Consider the following 25733-nt stretch of genomic DNA (forward strand, 5'->3'; position numbering starts at 1 on the left):
GCGGTGTAAGGCCACCTTGCCCCCAAAACTGTTTACTGGGGCATGGGAAAGAAAACCGATGGCGATACTTTAAATCGATTGGATAATGCCTGAATGTGGTCCAGGGTCAGGTTTCTGGAGCCGTTCAGGATCATGGATACCAGGCTTTTACCGCCGATCTCTTGCCTTAGGTCTTCCGCTTTTAAATTATATTGGTCCATCAAGGTTTTCAGGGCTGCTACGCCATTATTCAACTCACTGATTCTTTGGTTAAACTCGGAAAAACAGGCTGATTCGTTTTCCCACTTTTCAATGGAGTTTGCCAGCACTTCAATCAGCGGGAGATAGGTGTCGTAGTCCTCAATCAGTTCATCCATCAACTCCAGGGCCTTTTCATAGTCAGTCTCACTGTGGATATGACTCACAAAGCCGGCTTCGTTGAAGAAGTCCAGGGCCTTGGCCTTTACGGTTGCGAAATTCATGATTTAACCTCCTTTGCATACTTCTTGCAGAGCTTGTCGTAGGCCGAATGATTGACGATGTGTTTCACATACAGGCGCTGATCGCGGAACTCGATAAAAGCAATCAGTCTGAGATTGTTGCCGCCAATATCTATCACCCACCATTTGTTTTTGTACCTGAAGTTGTCGAGGCTCGGGTACATAGCTCGCAACTTCTCCGGTGTTGTATAAGTGCCATTTCTCAGTGTCTTGTAGAGAGCATCTATGGCCCCGGCATCATTGGGGTATTGCTTTGCCGCATCGTTGAACGGCTTTCTGGAGATGACGTGCACAAACAGCCCCTTGGTTCACTATTTGTGAACTATAGCATTCAGGAGTTGCGCTTCACAAGTTGTAAATTTGAACAATCAGTGTGCTCGCCCTGTGGAAAGTTGTAGTAACTCGTAGTGGGGTACCACGGCCGCTTTCACCGCTTTGTCCAGCTCAGCATTTTGCTATACCACCATAGACGCCTTACCGCCCGACTCCGACACCAGCACCGCCAAATTGTCGGTGCAGCACTGGTAGATCGCCTGGCCTTAGCAAGTTCTGCCAACAATAGATTGTTGACATTATACAATATGTAGGTATGCTGGGGTTGTTTATGCGGGCATTGGCAAAGCGTGAGCTTGCGCCGCCAGCGGGCCCGTTCAGCAATAACGAATAACAAACGACATATATTGAAAATAAAGGAGGCCGTTTCATGCCCAGTAAAAATTTTCCAGCGCCAAGGCTGCGGATTGCCAGTGTGTTGTCACTGCTGGCACTGGTTGCCTGTTCCGACAAACAGAATGATGCAACCACGGTTGCGCCAGCGCAGAGTGAAGCGGTGCAGCAGCAGTTTGAGGTCATTCGCACTCTGATCGACTTTGACAGTGGCAGTATGCCCGAGGGCCTGGAAACCGACAGTGCGGTGGTCAGCCTGGCGCCGGCTGCGGATTTCGGTACGGGCAGTGCTCTGAAAGTCAAGTTCCTGGCGGATGACTACCGACCCACAGTGCGCTTTCGCCCGCAACAGCCCTGGGACCTGAGCGCAGAAAGCGACTTTCACATTGCCTTCGATGCGAAGAATATCGGCAGTGAATCAGTGCAGTTGTATCTCTCCATAACCGACGCCGAAGGTGGCAAGCAGGGCATAAAGGTCACCGGCAATCGCAATCTCACCGCCAATCGCAGCGCCAACATAGCAGCCGGCGAATCCGGTACTTATTTTGCGGTATTAAATGGCCCGTCATTGCAGGCCGACAGCGGCCTGCGCCAGAGCCCGCCGCCCTGGGAGAGCGGTGATGAAATGATGTACTGGCGCTATGGTAACAAGGGCATCAACCTGGCTGCCATTACCGAGATCTCCCTGTTTGTGCGCGGTACCCTGGCGGAGAAACAAGTGCTGGTGGACAACATTCGGGTGCGTCGCAACCCGCCTTATAATGAACACTATCTGCAGGCGTTTGTGGATCGCTTTGGGCAAAACGCGAAACAGGATTTCCCCATAAAAGTGCATTCGGAGGCCGAGTTGAAGCAGGCCGCTGACGCCGAGTTGGCGGCACTGGCGGCTTCAGGGCCCATGGCCGATCGCTCCCGTTTTGGCGGCTGGAAGGACGGCCCGCGGCTGGAGGGCAGCGGCTATTTCCGCACCGCAAAAGTCGACGGCAAATGGTGGCTGGTGGACCCGGATGGCTACCTGTTTTTCTCCCACGGCGTGGCCAACGTGCGCATGGCCAACCTGACCACCTTGACCGGGGTGGACTTTCGCGATCCGTCCATTCGCGAGGTGGATCCCGGCGAGGTCACACCGGAGGACTCCATTGGTATAGTCCAGGTACCAGCCGAAGTGCGCGAGAGTCATTACGTGGCCTCCGCTATGCGCCACAATATGTTTACCTGGCTGCCCGAATACGACGATGAACTGGCGGATCACTACAGCTATCGTCGCTCGGTATTGCACGGCCCGCTGAAATCCGGCGAAACCTTCAGCTTTTACCGGGCTAACCTGGAGCGACGCTACGGCGAAACTGCGCCCCAGTCCTACGTCAGGAAGTGGGAGGAGGTGACCCTGGCGCGGATGCTCGACTGGGGCTTTACCTCTATGGGCAACTGGGTGGATCCTGCGTTCTACCCGAACCAGAAAGTGCCCTATTTTGCCAACGGCTGGATCATCGGCGACTACCAGACCCTGTCATCGCCGTTCGACGTTTGGGCGCCCATGCCGGACCCGTTTGACCCGGAGTTTGTGCGCCGCGCCAAGATCACCATCGATGTTATTGCCGAGGAAATCAAGGGCACCCCCTGGTGTGTGGGGGTGTTTATCGACAACGAGAAAAGCTGGGGTCACCCCGACGGTTCGGTGGAACAGCGCTACGGGGTGATTGTTGATGCGCTGTCGAAATCGGCGGCAGAAAGCCCGGCCAAGCGCGCCTTCAGCGATTACCTGCGCCAGCAGTACGGCACTATTGCCCGGTTGAATGAGCGCTGGGAAACGCAGCTGGCGTCCTGGGATGAATTGGCCGCTGGCGTCACCCTGGCGGAGTACACCGCGGCGGCCGAGGCGGACCTCTCCAGCTTGCTGGAGTTGTTGTCCGAAGAGTACTTCCGTGTTGTCCACGATACGCTCGAGCAGGCTTTGCCCAATCATCTCTATATGGGGGCACGCATGGCCAACTGGGGTATGCCTCCAGAGACTATCAAGGCGTCGGTGAAGTATTCTGATGTGCTCAGTTTCAATATCTACGAAGAAGGTATCCAGCCACACGCCTGGTCATTTCTGAACGAGATTGATCTGCCCACAGTGATCGGCGAGTTTCATATTGGCGCCTCCCGCGAGACCGGGCTCTACCATCCGGGGCTGGTGCAGGCAGACGGCCAGGCCGATCGGGCCGCCATGTATAAAGCCTATATGGAAAGCGTGATCGCCCACGACAATATGGTCGGCGCCCACTGGTTCCAGTACGTGGATTCCCCCATCACCGGGCGCGCGTTTGACGGCGAGAACTACAACGTCGGTTTTGTCTCTGCCACCGACATTCCCTACCCGGAAATGGTTAAGGCGGCGCGCGAGTTCAATGCCGCGCTCTATGCAAAGCGCTACGGTCTTTAATTGCAACAGCTGGCGGGTGGAGTAAGTGCAGACGCTTTTAATGCGGTGATGTCATGATAAAAAGAATAGTGATTCTGGGGGGCGGCACAGCCGGTTGGATGGCCGCTGCACAAATGGCAAAAAGCTGGGCTGGCAAGGGCATCGAGGTGACTGTCATCGACTCCAGTGCCATTGGTACCGTCGGGGTGGGCGAGGGCTCGACCCCGAATATGGTGCAGTTTCTTGCAGAGCTTGGCGTCGCCGAAAGCGACTGGATGAGTGCCTGTAATGCCACCTATAAAAATGGCATCACCTTTCGCAACTGGTCCTCAGTGCCGGGCTATGCAAGTTATTTTCACCCGTTCTATTCAGACTTCGATACCGAAGTGGAGGCCCGTTTTTGTTGCAACACCCGGTTGCGTCGCAACGGGGTTGCGGTGGAGGCACACCCGGATCGCTTTTTTATGACCGGCGAGTTGGCCAGGCGGCGGCTATCGCCCAAGGCGCGCGTCGCTATGACGCAGAGCACCAATTACTCCTATCACTTCGACGCCACGCTGTTCGGTCAATTTCTCAAGCGCAAGGCTTTGGGCTTCGGGGCACGGCATATGGATGCCCGGGTTGAGCAAGTGCTGTTGAATGCCCGCGGAGAAATCGGCTCGCTGCTGCTGGCCGGTGGCGAGCAGATCATTGCCGACCTGTTTGTGGATTGCTCCGGCTTTCGCTCCCTGTTAATGCGCCAGGCACTCAAGGTTCCTTACCAGAGCTTTGCTGACCACCTGCTCAACGATGCCGCGGTGACTCTGGCGACCCCCATGGATAGAGGGGATATTCCCTCGGAAACCGTCAGCACGGCGCTGAAGCACGGCTGGGCCTGGCGGATTCCTCTGGTCAGCCGGTTCGGTAATGGTTATGTCTACAGTTCCGCCCACAGCAGCGCCGAGCAGGCCGAGGAGGAGTTGCGCGGCCACCTGGGCATAGGTGTTGACGCCGAGGTCAAGGTTAATCACCTGAAAATGGAGCTGGGCCGGCTGCAGCAAAACTGGGTGAAGAACTGCGTCGCCATCGGCCTGGCACAGGGTTTTGTCGAACCGCTGGAAGCGACCGCGTTGCACTTTGTCGGCAAGTCGGTGCTGGATTTTATCGATGCCTTCGAACAGGCGGATTTCACTGACCGGTTTCGCGCTATCTATAACGACAGGACAGCGTCGGCGTTTGATCGTATTCGCGACTATATTCTGCTGCACTATCGCAGCAATTCACGCAGCGATAGCGACTACTGGCGCGACGCACGGGACGCTGGAAGTAGCAGTGACTCACTGCGCCGCATAATTGCTTGCTGGATGCGGGGCGGGGACCTGGAGCAGGAGGTGGCAGAGCAGGATATTGGCAAGTACTACAGTGCCACCTCCTGGCATTGCCTGTTGGCCGGGGTGGGGGTGTTACCCGAGAGGACGCGTTGCCGGACACCGCGGCCAGAGGAGCAAGTCATCGACCTGGCACTGCGACGGCGGCAGATAGAGCAGAGTGCGGCGCTGTTCAAAACCCACCGGGAAAGCCTTGGGGTTTGATCGGCAGGAGTGAGCGCTGCAGTGCCCTGGAAACTCGTTTCCCCGGATTTCAATATCATTATTCTTATGGCCCCCGGGGCTGTAGCCGTCATTCACGGCTACTTCAGTAGCTCCTTGCGAGAGCGGTTCAGGACTGCAGGGCGGCCCGCCACACAGTTACTTATCGCGCATTAAAACCCGATCAAACTAGATCTGTAGTTAAACGTTTAAAGTTAATTGTTGACAATCTGGATGGGTGGGGATAGTCTGTCACCATGTAAGGTTAAAAGTTCCCGAGCAACAATTTAAATTATTACTAATAATCATAGAGTGAGGTTGTAAAATGACCCAGTCCGCCAGGTTTCGCAAATCAATACTATCCGTGGCAATTTGTTCCGCTATCTTCGGGCACTATGCCAATGGCCAAGAGGCTGAAGAAAAAAAGCAACAGGTGGCGCCGCAGGCCAGCGGTAAAATCCAGGAAGAAGTGGTGGTGTACGGGGTTAGCAGCGCCATCGAGAAATCGATAAACGACAAGCGATTCTCCGAGAATATTGCCGATACCATCAACGCCGAAGATATCGGTAAATCAGCGGACCAGAATGTCGCGGATGCGCTTTCGCGGGTCACTGGGGTTACTACCCAGCAGGTGGACGGCGAGGGCACCAAGATTTCCATTCGCGGCGCCAACCCCCAGCAAAACGTCATCGTTATGAATGGTGTGGAGATGAGTACCACTGACTTCAGTCAGGGTGTTGACCTCTCGGCCTATTCCTCCGATGTGATCTCCAAGATTGTGGTGATCAAGTCACCCAGTGCCAACCATCACGAAGGCGCATTGGGCGGTATTGTCTATATGCAGTCACCAAAGCCGCTGGAATTGAAGGAAGACGTGCGGGTAATCACCTTGCAAGGGCGCTACGGTGAGCTTTCCGAAAAAGACGATTACAAGATTTCAGGCAGTTTCTCGGAAACCTTCTTTAACGACAAGCTCGGCATGCTGGTAACGGCTTTCGACGAGACCAATTCGGTGCGGCGCGACCAGTTCAGTGTTGACCGCTACGTGCCCTTTACCTCCCGTATTGCCCGCGATCCGGACGGCAATATCCTGGAGGATGTCACCGGTCTGGCAGCCAACGCCAGTGAGTATCGTCTGTACCAGAACGACCGCAACCGCCAGGGCGTCGACCTGGCCCTGCAGTGGGATGTGTCCGACAAAACTACACTCAACCTCAATGCCAGCTATAACCAGCAGGAAGTCAAGGAGTCCATGCACATGGCGGTAACCCGCCTGGGCAACGTCACCGAAAATATGGTCGAAGGCGTTGAGCCTGATCTTGGTGGTGTTCACATAGGTCCGTCGCAGTGGACCGACCCCCAGGAGGATTGGCACACCTTTGATCCGGAAACCCGCACCTTTACCAAATTGCTAAACCGTTTCAATCTGGGTGATTTGCGCCAGTCGGAAAATCATTACGACAATGAAAATACCATTGTCAAGTTGCAGCTGGCCCATACCTTTAGCGATGATTTCAGAATGTACGCCAACCTCAGTAGCTCCAAGTCAGAACGCATTCCCGTGCAGGGTGTGTTTGTGGGCACCCAAAACTGGGACAATATCGCGCCCAGGGTATTGGCGAAGACGGCTCCGGGCGATCTGGAGCCAGTGGGCTACGATTGCACCAGCGGCGAATGTCGTTTGGTAGCGGGTAGGGGCTTTGTGGATCTCGGCGACATCATTGATACTCCCGGGCAGGATGACGTACTGGACAATACCTCCACTACCGGTTTTAACCCCGATGACCTGGGGGCGCAGCACCTGTCTTTTATGAGCCGTAACGTCACTCATGTGGAAGACGAGCGGGCCGACTTTAACGTTGATTTCCACTGGAACGTCGATCTGCCCGGGGTTAGAAAGGTACAGTTCGGCTACCGTTACAATACCATTGACAAGTTTGTGGACGATCAAACCGGCAGCTTTAGCAGTGTCAACGAAGGCCAGGTACTTATCAACCCGGATACCGGTCAACCGATCGTGGTCTTCGACGGACTGCAAGACCTGGATGCCACGCTGTTTTTTGAGGGGAATCTGGACGCCAGCGATTTTATGGATTCATTGGGTTATGGCCGCGACAATGTCACCGATGGCTGGTTGACTTTTTCTGCATTCGATGTGTTCGAGCAAACCCAGGGCGCTGCCGATACCCTGGCCTTTGTACCTGATAATACCCAGACGCGCTCGGCTGAACTCGACAATCAGGCGGCTTATGTCAAGTTTGATTTTGCCTTCCTGGATGAGCGCCTGAGCGGTGACATTGGCCTGCGCTACGTGAAAACCGATGTCCAGACCGCTGGCTACTCCGGGGTCAATTTCTTTTCTGATCCGGCCAACCTCGCGCGGGTATTTGATCCCTTTGTGATTCGTGCTCACAGCGATCCGAGTCAGCCCGCCTGCAGTGACATCAAATTCTACGGTGTAAATGCAGCATTGGAGAATCGCTGGTCGCGGGTGGACGGCCAGGGCTGGGATACCAACGGCACTCCCAACGATTTTACCGACGACATTCAACTTCCCGATGAGGGCAATTGTTACTACTTCCGTACCGATCCAAACCAGCCCGAAAACGGTTGGTGGTGGAACTGGCGTCTCTCGGATGTGTCCACTGAGTCACGCTATATCTACGGTGATCGACCGCTGGATGAAAACGGCGAGCCCATTGTTGAAGACCGCAGCTTGCGCTCGTTCGGGGTAGAAGGCGAGCACACTTACAGTATGCTGTTGCCAAGCCTCAACCTGAATTACGCCTTGAAAGATGACATGATGCTGCGCTTCGCCGCGTCCAAAACCATGTCGCGGCCGCAAATCGATTCCCTGCGCCCAGGGTTCCGGGTGAATGAGACGGTATGGGGCAATACCCAACCGCGAGCTGGAAACACCATCACCCTGTTCAATTCGACCCTGGATCCGCTGGAATCCAAAAACCTGGATCTGTCGTTTGAGTGGTACTTTGCTGAAAGCAGTATTGCCTCTATTGGCCTGTTCTCCAAGGAGATGACCAACTTTGAGGAGTCTGAGCAGGTGGTGACCTATATGGATGATTTGCGTGGCCTGGGGCTGGACCCCAATGAGCCGGCTTACGATCCCACCAATCTGGTCAAATTCAAGGACGATCTGGATAACTGTATGCCGCGACGCCTGCTGACGGTGGGTTGGCAGGACGACTGGTTTAACAACGGTGGCCCGGAGGAGTTGTGTGCCCAGTTCACCACCACACGCATCAAGAACGGTAAGGGTGCCAGCATTAAAGGGCTCGAAATGCAGTACGTGCAGCAGTACCACAATCTGCCGGGACTGCTGGCCGGGTTGGGGCTGGCATTGAACTACACCTACCAGGACAGCCAGTTTGACCAGGAGGTGTCCTCGATTGATTCCTCCGTCAAGTTACCCGCCTTACCGGTCACCTTTACTCCGGAGCACAGTTATAACGCCAGCATGTTCTGGACCTGGGGTGGTCACCAGGTACGCCTGTCCTACCAGGCCCAGTCGGATGTACTGGTAGATCGTTCCTGGAACAACGGCTCGCTGTGGCAGGAGGGGCGTAACACCCTGGACTTGTCAGCCACCTACGCCATCAACGACAACATGTCGCTGACCTTTGATGCGGTCAACCTGACCGACGAAGAGACCCGGACCTATTTTACCAGCCGCTTCCTGGATCTGGGTGATGTGGACGGGGAGGGCAATGCGGTGCTGTTTGATGAGGGCAATCCGCTGGATGGCGATGGTACCCAAGGCCGCACCATCAGCCGTTACAAGACCGGACCGGTCTATCGCCTTGGCTTCCGTATGAACTTCTAAACCGGGGGGAAATAGAGCAACCGGTCAACGCGAGCGCCGCAATCATCGCTATTTGATGACTGCGGCGCTTTTTTTGCATTTGTTGGCTTATTGCAATAGTTGCCGGCAACATTGAGGCTTCATTCATCAATGTTGTGACCCGCTGCTCAACTGAACTCGGCAATCTGATCTCGCATAAAGAATAGGGAAGAAAACAATGCTTATCCAATCCTGTCGTAGAGTGCTGGCCCTTGCTGTTGTCGGGGCATCGCTATCGGTGCTCGCTGGCTGTCTGTCCGAGGGGCCTGGCGGCCCAGCTCATAGCAGCCAGCATAGCCTTGCGGATGGCCCCGAGTTGATTGCACAGCTATTGGATTTTGACCTGACTCCCCCGCCCGGGTCTATACAGGAAGAGGGTGCCTTTGCCACCCAGGTGGCAGCGGCGGCCCCTCACAATGGCAAGGCGTTGGCGATTCGTTTTTCGCCGGAAGGGGAGCATTCAGCAATTCATTTCCGGCCAGCCGCCGCCTGGGACTGGAGTAATCTCGAGGAGTTTCATATTGCCCTGGACGCCAGCAACCCAGGCCCGGAACCCATGCAGTTGTTCCTCACTCTTACCGATAGCCATGGCACCAGTTTAAACCGAGCGGTAAACATCGCGGCGGGGGAACAGGGTACTTACTACGCGGTGATTGCCGGGCAGTTTGTGGACAAAGAGGTCGAGGCAATATCCAGCAAGACTTCGACGGCACCGCCCTGGGCCTCAGATGAGGAGATGTTTGTATTCCGCTTTGGCAGCAGGGATATTGATCTGTCCGCCATTACCGAGTTGTCCCTGTGGGTGAGAGGCACGCTGGAGGAAAAGCAACTGCTGGTCGATAATATCCGGCTGCGTCGCAATCTGGCCTATGACCCGTCGTACCTGCAAAAATTTGTCGATCAGTTTGGCCAGAATGCCAAGGCTGATTATCCCTTGAAAGTGCATTCCCAGCAGGAGTTGCAGGACGCAGCCAATGCCGAACTCGCTGCCCTGGCAGCATCCGGCGCACTGCCTGACCGCTCTCGCTTTGGTGGCTGGAAGGACGGCCCGCGGCGCCAGGCAAGCGGATATTTTCGCACTGAAAAGGTCAACGACAAGTGGTGGCTGGTGGATCCGGACGGCTACCTGTTTTTCTCCAACGGACTGGCCAATGTGCGCATGGCCAATATGACTACCCTCACCGGGGTGGAGTACCGGGACCCATCGGTGCGCTACGTGGATCCTGGGGAAGTGACACCCGAAGATTCAATCGGCATTGTCACCGTCTCCGATGAGGTGCTACAGACGGCCTACGTGGCGGCGCCGTTACGCCGGGATATGTTTACCTGGTTGCCCGACTACGACGACGAGTTGGCTGATCACTACAGCTATCGACGTTCGGTGCACAAGGGGCCCCTGCCATCCGGTGAAACCTTCAGTTTCTATCGCGCCAACCTGGAGCGTCGCTACGGCCAGAGTTCGGAAGAATCCTACATTCGCAAATGGGAGGAGGTGACCCTGGAGCGGATGCTTGACTGGGGTTTCACTTCTATGGGCAACTGGGTGGACCCGGCGTTCTACCCCAACCAGCAGGTACCCTATTTTGCCAACGGCTGGATTATTGGCGACTTTAAAACCCTCTCCTCAGGCCACGACGAATGGTCGCCGATGCCCGACTCATTTGACCCGGAGTTTGTGCGTCGCGCCAGGATTACTGTTGGTGTCATCGCTGAAGAGATTCAGGGGTCGCCATGGTGTGTGGGTGTCTTCGTCGATAATGAAAAGAGTTGGGGCCACCCGTCTGGCAGCGTCTCGGAGCGCTTTGGATTGATTCTCGACGCATTGTCCAAAAATGCCAGCGAGAGTCCGGCCAAACAGGCGTTTACCAAGCGCTTGCGGGACAAGTACGGCGCCATCGCCAACTTGAACAAACAATGGCGAACTGACGTGCAGTCCTGGGAGGCGTTTGCCGCTGGTGTTACGCTGAACGAATTCCCCCAGCCGGCCCTGGATGATTTTTCCACTCTGTTGGCCATGCTCTCAGAGCAGTACTTCCGCGTCGTCCATGATGCCCTCGAAGAAGTGCTTCCCAATCATCTCTATATGGGCGTACGCATGGCCGGTTGGGGCATGCCCCAGGAAACCATCCGCGCGGCGGTAAAATATTCGGATGTACTGAGTTTCAATAGCTACAAAGAGGGCCTGCAGCCCAACGCCTGGTCCTTTCTGGACGAGATTGACATGCCCAGCTTGATCGGTGAGTTTCATATTGGCGCCACTGACGACTCGGGGCTGTTTCATCCCGGCCTGGTGAGCGCAGAAAACCAGCAGGAGCGCGCCACTATGTATCTGAACTACATGAACAGTGTCCTGGCCCAGGACACTATGGTCGGGGCTCACTGGTTTCAGTATATCGATTCACCCATAACCGGTCGCACCTACGACGGTGAAAACTACAACGTCGGCTTTGTCTCGGTAACCGACATCCCCTATCCGGAGATGGTGGAGGCGGCGCGCACATTCAACACCGCACTTTACCGTAAACGCTATGGTAAAAAGCCCTGATCTTTACCTCGGACCATGGAGAGGCAGCAGGTAGTATGGCAGCGCAATTAAAGGCAGCACAGGGCAATTCCCACTACCGCAAAAGTTGGGAGCCGTTGGTGTTTGCGTTTGACAAGCAGTTCAAGCGCTATGCAGCGGCGACAAACTTTTTCTGGCATAACTGATATGCAACCCAGGGAGTTAAAGATGAGCACCGGTATTGCTGGCAGAGTGAGAAGTTACTTTCACCATTGTGCCTTGCTATTGATGTCTGCACTATTTATGAGTCATAGCCACGGCGACAGTCGACCCAATATCGTGGTGATCCTGGCTGATGATTTGGGTTACGGCGACTTGGGCTACACTGGCTCAACAGAAATATCGACACCGAACATTGATAGCCTGGCTAAAAACGGGGTTGTTTTTACCAATGGCTATGTGACACACCCCTATTGTGGCCCCTCTCGGGCAGGCTTGTTGACCGGACGCTACCAGGCCCGGTTCGGGATGGAAATCAATGCCGCCCATTCGCCCGACGATCCCTATATGGGCCTGCCTGTCGACCAAAAAACCTTCGCTACCCGATTACAACAAGTAGGCTACAGGACTGCAGTCGTGGGGAAGTGGCACTTGGGTTCACATCCGAACTTCCACCCCAACAACCGCGGCTTTGACTACTTCTTCGGCTTTCTGCCGGGTGGTCACGATTATTTTCCTGAATCCGTAAAAGTCAGTAGTGAGCCCTATAATGTGCCGCTTGCCCGCAACGGGAAACCGGCCCAGTTAAATGAATACCTGACCACGGCGCTAAGTCGGGACGCAGCCAATTTTGTCTTGTCTACGCAAGAGCCGTTTATGCTGTATGTGGCCTACAACGCGCCACACGAGCCATTGCAGGCCACGGAACAGGACCTTGCCAAATACCAGCATATAGAGGATGTAAATCGCCGCACCTACGCAGCTATGGTCGACTCCATGGATCAAGGGGTTGGCAGAATCATCGATGCGCTTAAACAGAGCGGAAAGTTTGAAAATACCCTGGTTTTTTTCCTGTCGGATAACGGTGGCGTCTATCCGGAGAGCTGGATGCCAAATTCCAATTGGGCCAGCAACAAGCCCTTTCGTCGAGGCAAGGTCAGTCTGACTGAGGGGGGAGTACACGTGCCTTTTATCGCCCATTGGCCGGCGGGAATCGGCAGTCAGGGTAATTTTGATGGCCTGGTTTCATCCCTGGACATAGCAGCCACCGCGCTCGCTTTGGCAGGCGCAGACGGTGACGATGCCAACCTCGACGGGGTCAACCTGGTGCCGTTTGTTACGGGGAAAAACCCGCAATCCCCACACCGTGCGTTGTTCTGGCGCCTGGAAGAAGCCAGCAATCTGTGGGCCGTGCGTACGCCGGACTACAAATATCTGCACCAGCCCCTGCCAGGAGTGGGAAAAAGTTTTTTTGACATGCGTGCTGATCCTTATGAAACCAACAATCTCAACGGCAGCATGCCAAAGCAGCAGGCTGAACTTGCCGCTTTATGGAATGAGTGGAACCGGGCCAACGCGCAAAATATCCTGTTGCAAAATGAACCCTATTTACAGCAACGAGACGCATTTTACGAAAATCTTTACCAGGATTTACTAAAACAGGCCAGAGAGCGCAAAAGCTTTATTGTTGAGTAGGCGCCGCTCCTGGATGACTTCGGGAGAGTGGAAAGTAAAAAACCTCAGAGATCGTGGCGGTATCAGCTGGCCGCTACCCGTTTTTGAGTACGTTAGTGAGTAGGTTGACGGGTTGCGCCAGGCAATTGCCTCAGTGTTCTCGACAGCAGCCATACGTGAAAGGAGTTAAAATGATCAGGGCACCTTACCTTTTCTTTGTTGTTTCATTTTTGCTGGTGGCGTGTAAGCCAGAAACAGCCAATGTTGCTGCGGTTAAGGTAACCGACACGCCAGTGGTTGATCTCAAGGCAGCAGTAGCGACCGGGGTTTTATCCGGACAGAATACGTCACTGGATTGGGTGTCAGGCCCCTCAGAAGGCTTGCATGTTAGGTTTAACGCTCGGGAGAATGCGCATGCGGGCTTGGTAATCCAGCCCCGGCAGGCCTGGGATTGGAGCGCTTATGAAAGCTTTAATGTTGCATTCGAAATCTCCAACCCCGGCGAGCACTCGGTCCAACTGTTCCTGACGATCACGGATCAAAGTGGTGCCAGTTACACCCGGTCAGCAAGTATTGGCGTGGGACCAGCCCGTGTTTACTATGCCAAGCTGGCCGGGCATGACCTGCAGAAAGCCGATGATCGCCAGCATAATGACTATAACTTCGAATCTGGTTTGCGCTCCAATCCGGACTCGTGGCACTCCGACGAGATTCAATTCACCTCTATGTGGGGAAAACAGAATCTTGATACCTCCGCAATAACGAAAATTTCGGTATCCCTGAATCACGTCCTGCACGATAAGGAAATCATCGTTCACAAAATTGTACTTCGCCCCAATCCCCCCCTTGACGATGAATTTCTCACCAATATCGTCGATCAGTACGGTCAAAATGCCAAGCAGGACTTCGAGGGAAAAGTGCACAGCGACTCAGATCTAAAACAACAGCGAGACGCTGAGCGTGAAAGTTTACGGAAAACAGTTTCGGCGGACCGCTCCAAGTGGGGTGGCTGGTTATCAGGCCCCAGGCTTACAGCTAGCGGATACTTTCGGGCAGAAAAAGTCGATGGCAAGTGGTCGCTGGTCGACCCGGACGGCTATCTGTACTTTGCCACAGGTGTGGACATCATTCGGCTGGCAAATTCAACCACCATAACAGGGTATGACTTTCCCAACCCGGTTATCGCGGAGACGTCTGCCAATTCGACCACACCGGAAGATTCCAAGGGGCTGGCCCGGGTGGCGGATACGGTAGTGGCTGACCGGTTCGTGGCCTCCGAACTGCGCAAGAACATGTTTCGATGGTTACCGGAATACAGCGAACCCCTGGGCAAACACTATGGCTATCGACAGAGTACACACTCGGGTCCATTACCCAGAGGAGAAACCTACAGCTTCTATTCCGCCAACCTGGAGCGCAAGTACGCCGATATCAATCCGGACTTTATGGCGGCATGGCGGGAGACAACCGTTGACAGAATGTTAACCTGGGGCTTTACCTCACTGGGCAATTGGACCGACCCTGATTATTACGATAACAACAGAATTCCCTATTTTGCCAATGGCTGGATTATTGGTGATTTTAAAACCATCTCCAGTGGCAGTGATTTCTGGGCACCATTGCCCGATGTGTTTGATCCGGTTTTTGCTCAAAGAGCAGATGTCACTGCGCGGCAGATTGCCGCTGAAGTAAAAGACAGTCCCTGGTGTGTTGGTGTATTTGTTGATAACGAGAAGGGCTTTGGTCGCAGTGAGACCAACGAATTACGCTATGGCATAGTGATTAACGCCTTGGCTCGCGACGGCCAGGATGTACCCACCAAGGCCGAATTTACCCGTCAAATGCGCGAAAAATACGCCTCAATTAACGCATTGAATACCGCCTGGGGCGTCGATATTGAAGATTGGGACAGTTTTGATCGGGGCTTCAGGTCTAGTATCAATAACCCGACCCAGCTGCAAGATTATGCTTATTTGCTCGGGGTTTACGCCGACAAGTATTTCAGCACTGTGGATCAGGCACTGGAAAGATACCTGCCCAATCATATGTACCTTGGGTCCCGGTTTGCCGATTGGGGTATGCCTATGGAAGTGGTGCAAGCTGCCGCCAAACACGTAGATGTTGTCAGCTACAACATCTACAAGGAAGGCATTCACCCAGCCAGCTGGGGCTTTCTGGAGGAGTTGGATAAGCCTTCTATTATTGGCGAATTCCATATGGGGGCGAGCGATTCAGGGCTGTTTCACGGCGGGTTGGTACTGTCTGCCGATCAGGAAGATCGCGCCAAAATGTACCGTGAATACATGCAGTCTGTGATCGATAACCCGTATTTTATCGGCGCACACTGGTTCCAGTATATGGATTCCCCCATAACGGGCAGGGCGCTGGATGGCGAAAACTACAACAATGGCTTTGTTTCCGTTGCCGATGTGCCTTATCAACCCATGGTGAAAGCGGCCAGCTCCATTCACAAGGAGATGTATCAGCGCCGCTTTGGCAAGCAGTGATGGATATCCCCACGCGCTATAAACCTGGTGAGCAGGTAAAGGATTACAGGATGCTAAGATATCTTATTCTCAATGTGTGTTTACTGCTTGTGGCCCAACAGCCCCTGGCTGAAGTTATTCATAGCGACAAGCATATCCAGCTTGCGCGGGAAGTAGCCACCAAATCGATAGTCCTGTTAAAAAATGCCAACAACACCCTGCCGCTTGCAAAGACTATTAGAGTTCCCTACGTGACCGGGCCCTTTGCCGCGTCTTCCGACATGTTGATCGGTAATTACTATGGCATATCCGATAGCCTGGTAACTATTCTGGAGGGGATCGCAGCCAAGGTATCCTTGGGTACATCGTTAAATTACCGCAGTGGCGCCTTACCCTTTCACAAGAATATTAATCCCCTCAACTGGGCGCCGAATGTTGCTAAAACAGCGGATGCTGTTATCGCCGTGGTTGGACTGTCAGCGGATATGGAGGGGGAGGAGGTGGATGCGATTGCCTCAGCGGCCAGGGGAGATCGGGTCGACATTTCCCTTCCACCAAACCAAGTCGATTACGTTAAACAATTGGCCGAAAACAAAAAAGGGCCTCTGATACTGGTCGTCGCTTCCGGCAGTCCGGTTGATTTGAGTGAGTTGCTGCCACTGGCCGAAGCCGTACTGTGGATAGGATACCCGGGTGAACAAGGCGGTAATGCTGTAGCCGACGTCTTGTTTGGCGATGCAAACCCGTCCGGTCACCTGCCGCTGACGTTTCCAAAATCGCTCCAGGACCTGCCAGCCTACGATAACTATTCTATGGCGGGCCGAACCTACAAGTTTATGTCAGCGCCGGCCCTTTATCCTTTTGGTTTTGGGCTGTCCTATACAACGTTCAGCTTTAATCAACTTAAACTGGAGCAGCGCAGAATCGATGAGGGTAGCCCGCTGCGTTTTAGCGTTGAAGTAGAGAATACCGGCACTGTACCAGGCGAAACTGTGCTGCAGGCCTATCTCTCTGCAAACGTCCCGGGTGAAAATGAGGCGATAACCCAACTGAAGGTCTTCCAGCGGGTCAGTCTGGCCGCGAAGGAAAAGCGTCGAGTTGAGCTGATCATTGACAGTAAATCGCTGTATATCGTCAATGAGGCCGGCGCAAGAGTATGGCCAGAAGGAGAATATACCCTGGCGGTCGGGAACTCGCTGCCCTCCAGTCGCAGCATCGAATTGGGTGCCGCTGAACATCAGTACCAGGTTGTGGCGTTTTAGCCAGGCCAGGCCGCGATATTGGAGCAGAAAAATAGCCGTTAAACGTTTTAGCTTGGGCCAGTAGTTTACACCTGGCAACTAAGGACTTACCGAGAGCCCGAATACTGTATGGTTATGATTAGGATTTTTTTCGTATTCGTTATTGCGATCCCCGTGCTTTTAACAGGTTGCAATCATTACCCGTCCCAGACAGATCGAACCAGTCGACCCCCGGCTGAGGTTGCCGCAGTCAACCGGGGCGTTTCGCTGTCGGAGCTGGAACGACCCAGCCAAAAGCCCAATATCCTTTGGATTATCACTGACGACCAACGGCCGGACTCTATCTCAGCCTATAACCGTGCGGTTTATGGCACCAACAATAGCCCTTTGGGTTATGTAGAATCACCAAACGTTGACAAGCTTGCCGCGCAAGGAGTGCTGTTTACCAAGGCATTTAACAATTCTCCGGTTTGTGGCCCGTCACGAGGCTCAATGCATTCTGGCCGATATCCGTTCAGAAACGGTCATTATGCCTTCGAATTAACGCATCAGGAGCCTGATTTTGTTAAGCCGACAGTGTCACAAACCATGCGTGCAAACGGCTATGCTACGTCGGTATTTGGAAAATCAGACAGCTATATTTATAAGTGGGGCCCAGGCCAGGGCTTTCATGATGCCAACCTGTTTGATTATAAAGTTCATTTTAAACACGATATTCAACAAAATGGATTTGGCGATCTGTACACCAAAGCCGGTTACAACGAGAACAACGAAATAGTCGGCTATACCGAGAACGTTCAATATCCCGATGGCGAGAAAAGATCCTATTACTTGAAGCGCCAGGATGGTCCACTAACGAAGGAAGATATTGCCGGTAAAGAACAGAGCAATAAGGAATTCGATTTGATTCGTTCCTATACTCGAGGTGGCAATAAAGACCTGATTCTTGCCGGGGTAAACCCCAAGCCAGCTGGTGAAACGGTCGACGCGTATATCGTGAAAGAGATGATAAGCTATTTGGAAAACTCGAATAGATCCTTTAAAAACAGTTGGGATAAAACTGAGAAGGGCGCAGATACGACAAAACCACAATTTATCAATTTAGGTTTTCATTTGCCCCATACCCCGGTATTGCCGCCGAAGTCATTCAGGGATCGTTTTAAAGACAAGGTTTACGAAATTCCTGATTTTGATAAAAAAGCAGAACTTGAGAAGCTTCCACCGCAGTTGTTGCAGCTATATAACGCCATGAAGGTAGATGGTTTCACCGATGAGGAAAAGCAACAGGCAATCCGGGATTATTATGCTTTTTGCGCCTACGGTGATTCCCTGATTGGCGATGCTGTGGAAGCCTTTATAAAGTACAGTACAGATAACAATCAGGAATATTTAATTATTTTTGCGATTGGTGATCATGGTTGGCATTTGGGTGAGCAGGGTATCGAGGCCAAATTTGGACCCTGGGTGCAGTCAGTTAACAATGCGGCCATTGTTGTATCTTCTATTAAGAAGCTTGTTCCCGCAAACAGGGTTAATCACGATTTGGTTGAGTTTGTTGATTTTGCACCCACCATTTTGAATGCTGGCGGTGTTAATACAGCTGATGAGACGTTTGATTACCTGGATGGAAGTGATCTTATTGATGTATTAAATGGTAAGGTAAAAAGGGATTACATTTTAGGTGAAATTAATCTGGTTTATGGTCCGCGCGCCTATCTGCACACGGAGCGATTTCGATTCTCCATGAGAACCCGGCCACATAGTAATAATATTCTAAAACCAGATCAGTTGGGTAAGGATATTAAGTGGGGTTTAACGGCGCCAGTCGAAGACGTTGAAATGGCTTTGTATGACTTGAAGTATGATCCGCTTGAAAAGAATAATGTTGCTAATAGTAAAGAGTATCAAGCGCTTGCTAACTGGTTTCGAAGTAAATTGGGCAATATCGTGTTAGGTGACGGTCGAATCGAAGCGGATTGGTCACAAGCGAATGTCTATCACTTTAGTGATTTTGCCAAAGGGGCCGATGATAAAAGGGCAGATATACCTGTTGGATTGATTCCAGATTAAGGCTCAGTAAAGTATGGGTTGGCGCGGCGGTAATACACCTGGTTTAGCGCGGCGGCCCGGTGGGTGTACCCTGCCAGACCGGCCGCAGGCTCTCCGCGCTTTTCGCGCTCCCGGAAACTCACTTCGCTGGCGCTACGTTCAAACATCCGTCCGCGAAAGCCCGAAAAGCGCGGAGAGCCTAAACGCGACCTGATTGGTCTGGCAGGGCACACCCACCGAGCCTTGACCAGGCATCGAGCGAGATTCCTGGAAAAAGACAAAAATAAAGATAATGAGGTCCTCGCGATACAAAACACCGCGATTCTCTGTGATTTCTGACTGGTCTGGCAGGGCGCACCGATCAGAGTTTGAGCAGATCTCAGTTCTTTAAGCTACCCATGAGGGCGTATCGAGGCACTGTTCTTTGTCTACTTCCTCGCCTTGTTGGTCCAGGCCCTGATCGAACGGGAACTGCGCCAGAATATGCAGCGGAAGGTTATCAAGGCATTGCCTCTGTACCCTGAGGAGCGCAATACACAACGTCCCACTGCCGAGCAGATCTATCGCTTGTTCAGCCTTGCCCAGCGCCATACGCTTGCCCATGAGGGGAAACGCATCCGTACATTCGATCCGGAACTGACGCAACTGCAGAATCAGGTAATGACATTGCTCGGCGTGCCGGAGGATGCCTATAGAGAGAAATTCTAACGAAAAAAGGCGCCGATAAATGCCGATTTATTGTCGTCGAGATGTGCGGAATGTAAGGTAAGACCACTCGGTAGTGGCCAGATACTTAGGGAGTATAAGCTTTGTTAAAAAAATTAGCCTGCTCTTTTAGGAGGCTAATTTTCTGTAAATGTATAGCAGATTGAACATAGGCTCTGGTATGGGCTTCATCAACTTACACCTTGAAAATGAATAGTTAATAAAAAAGGTTCATACAAGTTAGCTCGTATGAACCTTTTTAATGTAACCAACAATAAGTTACTTATTGTTGGTTTTACTCAGAGCATTGTGGTCGAGTACATAAACTTCTGATTGCACTTACATCACTTTGGTGTACCTTACCGTCACCATTAAAGTCAAACTCGGCTCTATGTAAAGCTGGATCTTTTAGCGCGAGTACAAAAAATGAAATATCTTTTCTATCGACATCTTGGTCACCATCAAAGTCACCTAACACACCGTAAACAGCATCATTAGGGAAATCATCTCTAATATCAAGCACACCGTCATTATCATCGTCTGAATCTAACGCATCTCCAATTCCGTCCATATCATAATCATTGTCAATATTTAGACGTCCAATTCCAGCGTTGTAAGCATTACCATCAGTGGATTGAAATTGTGCAAATAGGAAATAGAAATTTCCTTCCGGTAACTCATTAGTTGGTGTTAATCCGGCCAGAGAAATAGATACAGTTGATGTTGCTGTTTGCTCACCAATAACGCTAGTGTCATCAACAATTACGTCTTTAACCAAGCTCCAGTTAGAGCGTAGTTCACGTAAATAAACTCTTACACCACCGAAATCATCCGCTATGGTATGACCCGTTCCAGCTTCAACATTCAAAGTAACGTCTAGAGAGCTAGTGGTTAAGTGGGTCGGCACTTTGTACTTAGATATATCATCAAAAATCAGAGAAGGCGCTACAGGCGCAGGCTCTTCATCATCGGTACAACCCTCGCACAGTAATTTAAAGGTACGAACATATTCATATGAAGTCGTTCTTTGCTCTTCTGTTCCTGCTTTAACCATGCCACCATCTTCTGGCACTGGGTTCCAGTCATATGTTTCAATGGCCATTTGAATCCACATTTTCTGATCAAACGCAACGGGGTGGGTTACTGTGTAGGCATACTGTCCGTCAAGATATAGATCTATTTCACTAGGTGATTTCCAGTGAGCACCGTAAATAAAATATCTGTCTGATGTTTTTCTGCCCGCAGGCACATCAACAGACCCCGAATTTTGATTCGATTCGTTACAGCCAGTTTGGCGGTGAATCATATTGGAGTGGTAAATATGATCCCAATCTAGTGCCCATTGAGACGTTAATCCCGGATTAATTTTACCAACCGTTTCCTGAATATCGATTTCAAATTTTTTGGTGCAATCCTTATTGTTACTCATTAACCAAAACGTTGAAGACATCTCCGTTTGGTTAGCTTTCATTTTAGTCTCAAAGTAGTATGAAATGCCGTCACTTGGTGCTTTAGTTGGAGTGATCGAGCGAATAATAGCCCCTTTGTACTGGTAAAGCTCGAATAGAGGATTGCCATTTTCATCTTTATAAGGCGTCTCAATCCACTGAGCACCGCCTACTAATTCATCAACGGTTATTTTCAATTTTCCGTTGTCTACGCTAATGGTATCCGTTGTAAATAAACCTGGCGGTCTGCCAATCCAGGTCCAGTCATTACCGACAGGCTCTACTTGCCACTTAACGGTATCAATTACAGAAGCGTTAAATTCATCAGACATAGCCTCAACAAGGTGCCAATTCTTACCTTCAAATACAGGCTTATTTTCACCTTGGAAGAATGGGACATTTACAATAGCTCCAATAGTTTCATCTTTTGGCTCTGGATCCATGTCATCCGGCATGCCATCGTTATCATCATCAGTGTCAACCAGATCACTAATATCATCATTATCGAAGTCAGTATCAATAATGATTCCAGCAATGCTATTATTGTAGCGGACGCCGTTAGAAGACAAGAATTCTGCAAATAAGTAATAGAAATTACCTTCAGGTAACTCACTGGTTGTTACCAGTCCTTGTAGCGGAAGGTAAACGGTAGATGTCGCATGTTCTTCGCCAATAACGCTCTCATCGTAAACAATTACGTCGTTAACAACGCTCCAGTTAGAAGTCAGCTCTCGCAAGTAAACTTTAAGGCCTCCAAGCCCGTTCGTAATGGTATTTCCTGAGCCTGATTCTAAACTAAAGGTAGCTGTAAGCGCCCCTGTATTGGCATAAATTCCATTTTTGATTTCAGAGGAATTAGTGATAGAAAGAGATGGCTCTCTATAACCAGCTTGGATAGTAATTCCTGCAATGGACGCTGTTTGTGCACTGCCATCATCAGCAAAAAATTTAACAAATAAGTAGTAAAAATTCCCACCTGGTAGCTCATAAGTTGGCGTTAAACCTCTTAGTGGAATTTCAACAGTCGATGTGCCACTGGTTGTACCTATCGCATTCGTATCATTAACTATAGTATCGTTAATTACTTGCCAGTCTGAATTTAGTTCTCGTAAAAAAAACTGTATACCACTGAGTTGGTTAGTTACTGTATTACCAGTGCCTGCTTGATAATTCACAGTAACAGGCAGTACACCCGTATTTTCATATATGGTGCTGGTGTATTTAGACCTATCATCAAAAATTAAAGAGGCTGGTACTGTTTCGCCGGCGTCGATTTCTGCATATGCTTGAATGGAATGAAATGGCAAAGCTAGAACCACAATTAAATTAAATATTACCCTCAATTTTTTCATGTAGGTTTCTCAGTGATGAAGTTAATAAGATGTTCTTTTATGGGTTTTATGTTAACTATAATTAAATTCATTGCGAACTGTCGAATGTATATTGTCAACAAAAACAATTAGAGTATAAAATGGCCTCATAGTCAAGACAGGGCTTCGGTGTTTGTCAACGAGGTTGTGTGTGCCAAACAGCAGGTCGACAAAATATTTCTGCCATAACTGATATAAAACCTGGTCCGAGAAAAGAGTGACCCACTTGCATGGGCCACTGCATCTCCAGCGGCAGCTATTTCGACTTAGCTACAATCTTCTCGACCACAAATGAAGGTTTGCCGCCTGGTGGAATAATCTTAATGGCGCGATTTTTAACTTCTCCCGCCAGAGTTTTTACTCTTAAGCGAACTGGCTTTCCGTATTCCGGTGGAATGGGGATTTTGATATCCAGGCTTCGCTGTTTGTTCAGAATGGTGTACGTCGCAATTTTCGCACCCGCCATAGAGGTCTCGATGATGGCCTCTTTCGTTGCATGTTCAAAGTGAAGCACTGCATCCCAGGTATTCACATAGAACCCTGGATCGACAAAGGTAATCTCATACTCTTCCCAGGTTAGACCATCATCTTCCTCACCCTTGGCAAAAGCAATCGTTTGTTTCCCCGCATATAGATAATCCCATGCTAGCTTTCTCTTGGGATCGCTGGCCTTAAAGTATCCGCCTTTGTTCCCCCCAACTCGAGCAATGGGGACTACACCGCCAGCAACGCTTACCGTTTTCGTTGCTGATATATGGTTGCTTGAGTTACCCACCATGATCTCAAAATCTCCTGCTTCAACAACATAGTCATTGGCGGCAGTGTCATAGTGAGAGAAGGCTTCATAGGGAATAGTAATCTCTACTGGGACGCTCTTGCCTGCAGGAACAGAGACCCTCTTAAAGCCTTTGAGTGCTTTCTTAGGCACCTTCTTCGAAGAGCTCACATCTTTCACGTAGACCTGAACCACCTCATCGCCATCTCGAACACCCGTATTGGCCACTTTCACTAAAACGCGTAACACTCCTTGGGCCGGAACAGAGCGTGAGCTGACTTCGACATCTTCAATTGTGAAACTCGTATAGCTTAAGCCATAGCCAAAGGGGTAGAGCGGCTCGCCATCAAAGTACATATAGGTGCGGCTATTCTGTACGTTGTAGTCCTGGAAGTCGGGCAGATCCGCATCCGACTTGAACCAGGTCGAACATAACTTACCACCAGGATTAACCTTGCCAAATAGTACATTAGCCAGGGCGTGTCCCTGCTCCTGCCCATTCGGCCATGCACATACGATTGCTGGAAGATTCTCTTGCTCCCAGGCAATAGCCGTTGGCCCACTTGGTACTAGCACCAGGATGATATTGGGGTTGACCTTCTGCACCGCTTTAATGAGCTTGTGCTGATTACCGGGGAGTTGAATCGAGCTTCTATCTCTGTTTTCCGTAGATGTTGTCTCATCATTTCCAACCACAAGAATAACGGTTTCAGCCTTCCTGGCGACTTCCACTGCCTCGGCAATTTTCCAGGCGTCATCTTTGTGAGCAGTCACTTCACAGCCGGGTGCGAAGCTGATTGCCGCATTGGTTGCACTCTTCAAGCCATCAAGAGGAGAGACCTTGCTATTAGGAAAGCCAGAGTAGATACCCATCCAACATTTGTCTGCAAACGGTCCAATGAGGGCAATGCTATCCACATCCTGCTTCAAGGGAAGTACATTGTCATTCTTTAATAACACGATGGACTGCTCGGCGGCTTTACGAGCCAGCTGCTTATGAGCGTCACACTCTAGTACGCTTTGGGGGATCTTCGAGTAGGGGTTCAGCGAGGGCTCATCAAAATCTCCCGTCATAAATCTCAAGCGAAGCAATCTATGAACTGAAATATCCAGCTCTTTCTCTGTTAAGAGGCCTTGCTCTATGGCTGGCTTAAGTGCGACCACCATAGGCGCCTGCCTGTTGTCGTTTCTGAAGCACTCCTGATCGACGCCAGCTTTGATTGCCATCGCTGCAGCTTCTGGCTGGCTTTTGGCGTATTTCATTCTTATTTGCAGCCCCTCGACAGCGGCCCAGTCTGCGATAACATAGCCCTTAAAGCCCCATTCATCACGCAGCACCTCATTGACGAGCCAGTTATGAGCAGAGCATGGAATGCCATTGAGGCCATTCAAGCCTGTCATGATCCCAGTGGCCTCTTCATCTACGATGCAAGTCTTATAAGCAGGGAAGTAGTACTCATATAGATCTTTCGTGCTTACTCGAGAGTGACTCCACTCCCGTTTTGTCTCAACATTATTCGCAACGTAATGTTTGACCGTGGTAACCGTCTTTGTATATTTTAGGTCGTTACCCTGCATACCACGAACATACATTCTGGAAATTTCAGACATTAAATGGGGGTCTTCACTGTAGCATTCACCGTTACGGCCCCACCTTGGATCACGAGCCATATTGACGGTGGGCGCAAACATCATAACCTCTTTCTCGCCCGTATTTTTCAGTGCTCTGGCTTCATTCGAAATTGCGGTTGCCACATCGAACATTAAATCCGGATTCCAGGTGCTACCCATGGCGATGTTCTGGGGGAACTGGGTACAGTTCCATGCAATGATCCCGTGCAGAGACTAGCCGTACCACTCAAAGAAGGGAATCCCTAAACGCTCAATGGCCGGGATTCTAGAGCCACAAAAGCTGACTTTTTCATCTATGGTCATTCTGGACAGCAGGTCATTGGCACGCTCTTCTGCACTTGCACTAGGATCTTTCCATAATTGACCCTTGGTTGAGCTTTCCTTTGTAAGGAAATTGTTGAATGCGGTGGCGGCGGACAACTGCATCGGTAGAATGCCGAACAACCCCAGGGCAGATGATTTTTTTAAAAACTTTCTTCTTTGCATGGCCAATTCGCTCCTAATTTACATTCGTTCTTAATTCGGTTTTCTGGAAGCTCAGTTTAGAAGACGGTTAAGATTTCACATCATTGTTCACGTTTTCATACTACTTTTGTATTCGATTTCTATCATCTTATGTCTCTTACAAAATGCGAAATGTCGCATTGCTTTACTCTTAAATTGTGGGGTACGTTTGATCTGTTGACGCCTGCCAGACCTGCTGCAGGCTCTTCGCACTTTTCGCGCTCCTGGCTCGTGTTAACGTCTTAATTCTACTTTGTCACATTAGGCGCGGCGACTTTTGGTTGTCGCCTGCGTTTTCGGCACCTCTCAGCCGACTCTATCGCCGCCAATCGTTTCTTATGTCGATGCTCCATTTGCCGGATCACTT

15 protein-coding genes are annotated in these 25733 nt (G+C 51.1%); 10 read left to right on the forward strand and 5 right to left on the reverse strand.

Going from position 1 to position 25733, the window contains the following annotated elements; translation table 11 throughout:
- Positions 1-32: 32 nt before the first annotated feature.
- On the reverse strand, positions 33-461 hold the full coding sequence (locus G8764_RS13840) for a helix-turn-helix domain-containing protein (RefSeq protein WP_166165237.1): 429 nt from the start codon (positions 459-461) through the stop codon (positions 33-35).
- The gene (locus G8764_RS22800; RefSeq protein WP_166165238.1) at positions 458-772 is read right to left on the reverse strand and encodes a type II toxin-antitoxin system HigB family toxin; all 315 of its coding nucleotides are present in this window, start codon (positions 770-772) and stop codon (positions 458-460) included. Before G8764_RS22800 ends, G8764_RS13840 begins: the two co-directional genes overlap by 4 nt.
- A gap of 410 nt (positions 773-1182) precedes the next feature.
- Here G8764_RS22800 and G8764_RS13850 point away from each other — a divergent pair, with 410 nt between their 5' ends.
- From G8764_RS13850 to G8764_RS13890, 10 genes are all read left to right on the forward strand, one after another.
- A complete protein-coding gene (locus tag G8764_RS13850; RefSeq protein ID WP_166165239.1) occupies positions 1183-3573 on the forward strand; it encodes an agarase in 2391 nt (796 codons plus the stop codon).
- A gap of 53 nt (positions 3574-3626) precedes the next feature.
- Entirely contained in the window at positions 3627-5123 is a 1497-nt protein-coding gene (locus tag G8764_RS13855; protein WP_166165240.1) for a tryptophan halogenase family protein, read from the forward strand.
- 322 nt (positions 5124-5445) lie between these two features.
- On the forward strand, positions 5446-8961 hold the full coding sequence (locus G8764_RS13860; protein ID WP_166165241.1) for a TonB-dependent receptor: 3516 nt from the start codon (positions 5446-5448) through the stop codon (positions 8959-8961).
- Positions 8962-9295: 334 nt separating this feature from the next.
- On the forward strand, positions 9296-11524 hold the full coding sequence (locus G8764_RS13865) for an agarase (RefSeq protein ID WP_243748800.1): 2229 nt from the start codon (positions 9296-9298) through the stop codon (positions 11522-11524).
- A gap of 35 nt (positions 11525-11559) precedes the next feature.
- Entirely contained in the window at positions 11560-11688 is a 129-nt protein-coding gene (locus G8764_RS22805; protein WP_279538454.1) for a hypothetical protein, read from the forward strand.
- A 22-nt stretch (positions 11689-11710) separates the two neighbouring features.
- Positions 11711-13177, forward strand: a complete 1467-nt coding sequence (locus G8764_RS13870; protein ID WP_243748801.1) for a sulfatase family protein — start codon at positions 11711-11713, stop codon at positions 13175-13177.
- 170 nt (positions 13178-13347) lie between these two features.
- Positions 13348-15663, forward strand: a complete 2316-nt coding sequence (locus tag G8764_RS13875; protein ID WP_166165243.1) for a beta-galactosidase — start codon at positions 13348-13350, stop codon at positions 15661-15663.
- The gene (locus G8764_RS13880) at positions 15663-16904 is read left to right on the forward strand and encodes a glycoside hydrolase family 3 C-terminal domain-containing protein (RefSeq protein WP_207951889.1); all 1242 of its coding nucleotides are present in this window, start codon (positions 15663-15665) and stop codon (positions 16902-16904) included. Before G8764_RS13875 ends, G8764_RS13880 begins: the two co-directional genes overlap by 1 nt.
- 114 nt (positions 16905-17018) lie before the next feature.
- The gene (locus G8764_RS13885) at positions 17019-18953 is read left to right on the forward strand and encodes a sulfatase-like hydrolase/transferase (RefSeq protein ID WP_166165268.1); all 1935 of its coding nucleotides are present in this window, start codon (positions 17019-17021) and stop codon (positions 18951-18953) included.
- Between the two features lie 462 nt (positions 18954-19415).
- Positions 19416-19640, forward strand: a complete 225-nt coding sequence (locus G8764_RS13890) for a hypothetical protein (protein WP_166165244.1) — start codon at positions 19416-19418, stop codon at positions 19638-19640.
- A gap of 292 nt (positions 19641-19932) precedes the next feature.
- Here G8764_RS13890 and G8764_RS13895 read toward each other — a convergent pair whose 3' ends face one another.
- From G8764_RS13895 to G8764_RS13905, 3 genes are all read right to left on the reverse strand, one after another.
- Positions 19933-22437: a LamG domain-containing protein gene (locus tag G8764_RS13895; protein ID WP_166165245.1), complete on the reverse strand. Its 2505-nt coding sequence runs from the start codon at positions 22435-22437 to the stop codon at positions 19933-19935.
- 274 nt (positions 22438-22711) lie between these two features.
- The gene (locus G8764_RS13900) at positions 22712-25072 is read right to left on the reverse strand and encodes a glycoside hydrolase family 3 C-terminal domain-containing protein (RefSeq protein WP_279538458.1); all 2361 of its coding nucleotides are present in this window, start codon (positions 25070-25072) and stop codon (positions 22712-22714) included.
- Between the two features lie 3 nt (positions 25073-25075).
- A complete protein-coding gene (locus G8764_RS13905) occupies positions 25076-25348 on the reverse strand; it encodes a hypothetical protein (RefSeq protein ID WP_166165247.1) in 273 nt (90 codons plus the stop codon).
- Positions 25349-25733 lie beyond the last annotated feature (385 nt).

This window comes from Pseudomaricurvus alcaniphilus (assembly GCF_011440395.1).
Taxonomy (GTDB): domain Bacteria; phylum Pseudomonadota; class Gammaproteobacteria; order Pseudomonadales; family Cellvibrionaceae; genus Pseudomaricurvus; species Pseudomaricurvus alcaniphilus.

Bases quoted from the DNA above. Each gene is read 5' to 3' on its own strand.
- G8764_RS13840 (WP_166165237.1), bottom strand. From the start codon at position 461: ATGAATTTCGCAACCGTAAAGGCCAAGGCCCTGGACTTCTTCAACGAA.
- G8764_RS13850 (WP_166165239.1), top strand. From the start codon at position 1,183: ATGCCCAGTAAAAATTTTCCAGCGCCAAGGCTGCGGATTGCCAGTGTG.
- G8764_RS13855 (WP_166165240.1), top strand. From the start codon at position 3,627: ATGATAAAAAGAATAGTGATTCTGGGGGGCGGCACAGCCGGTTGGATG.
- G8764_RS13860 (WP_166165241.1), top strand. From the start codon at position 5,446: ATGACCCAGTCCGCCAGGTTTCGCAAATCAATACTATCCGTGGCAATT.
- G8764_RS22805 (WP_279538454.1), top strand. From the start codon at position 11,560: ATGGCAGCGCAATTAAAGGCAGCACAGGGCAATTCCCACTACCGCAAA.
- G8764_RS13870 (WP_243748801.1), top strand. From the start codon at position 11,711: ATGAGCACCGGTATTGCTGGCAGAGTGAGAAGTTACTTTCACCATTGT.
- G8764_RS13875 (WP_166165243.1), top strand. From the start codon at position 13,348: ATGATCAGGGCACCTTACCTTTTCTTTGTTGTTTCATTTTTGCTGGTG.
- G8764_RS13880 (WP_207951889.1), top strand. From the start codon at position 15,663: ATGGATATCCCCACGCGCTATAAACCTGGTGAGCAGGTAAAGGATTAC.
- G8764_RS13885 (WP_166165268.1), top strand. From the start codon at position 17,019: ATGATTAGGATTTTTTTCGTATTCGTTATTGCGATCCCCGTGCTTTTA.
- G8764_RS13890 (WP_166165244.1), top strand. From the start codon at position 19,416: ATGCAGCGGAAGGTTATCAAGGCATTGCCTCTGTACCCTGAGGAGCGC.
- G8764_RS13895 (WP_166165245.1), bottom strand. From the start codon at position 22,437: ATGAAAAAATTGAGGGTAATATTTAATTTAATTGTGGTTCTAGCTTTG.
- G8764_RS13905 (WP_166165247.1), bottom strand. From the start codon at position 25,348: ATGCAAAGAAGAAAGTTTTTAAAAAAATCATCTGCCCTGGGGTTGTTC.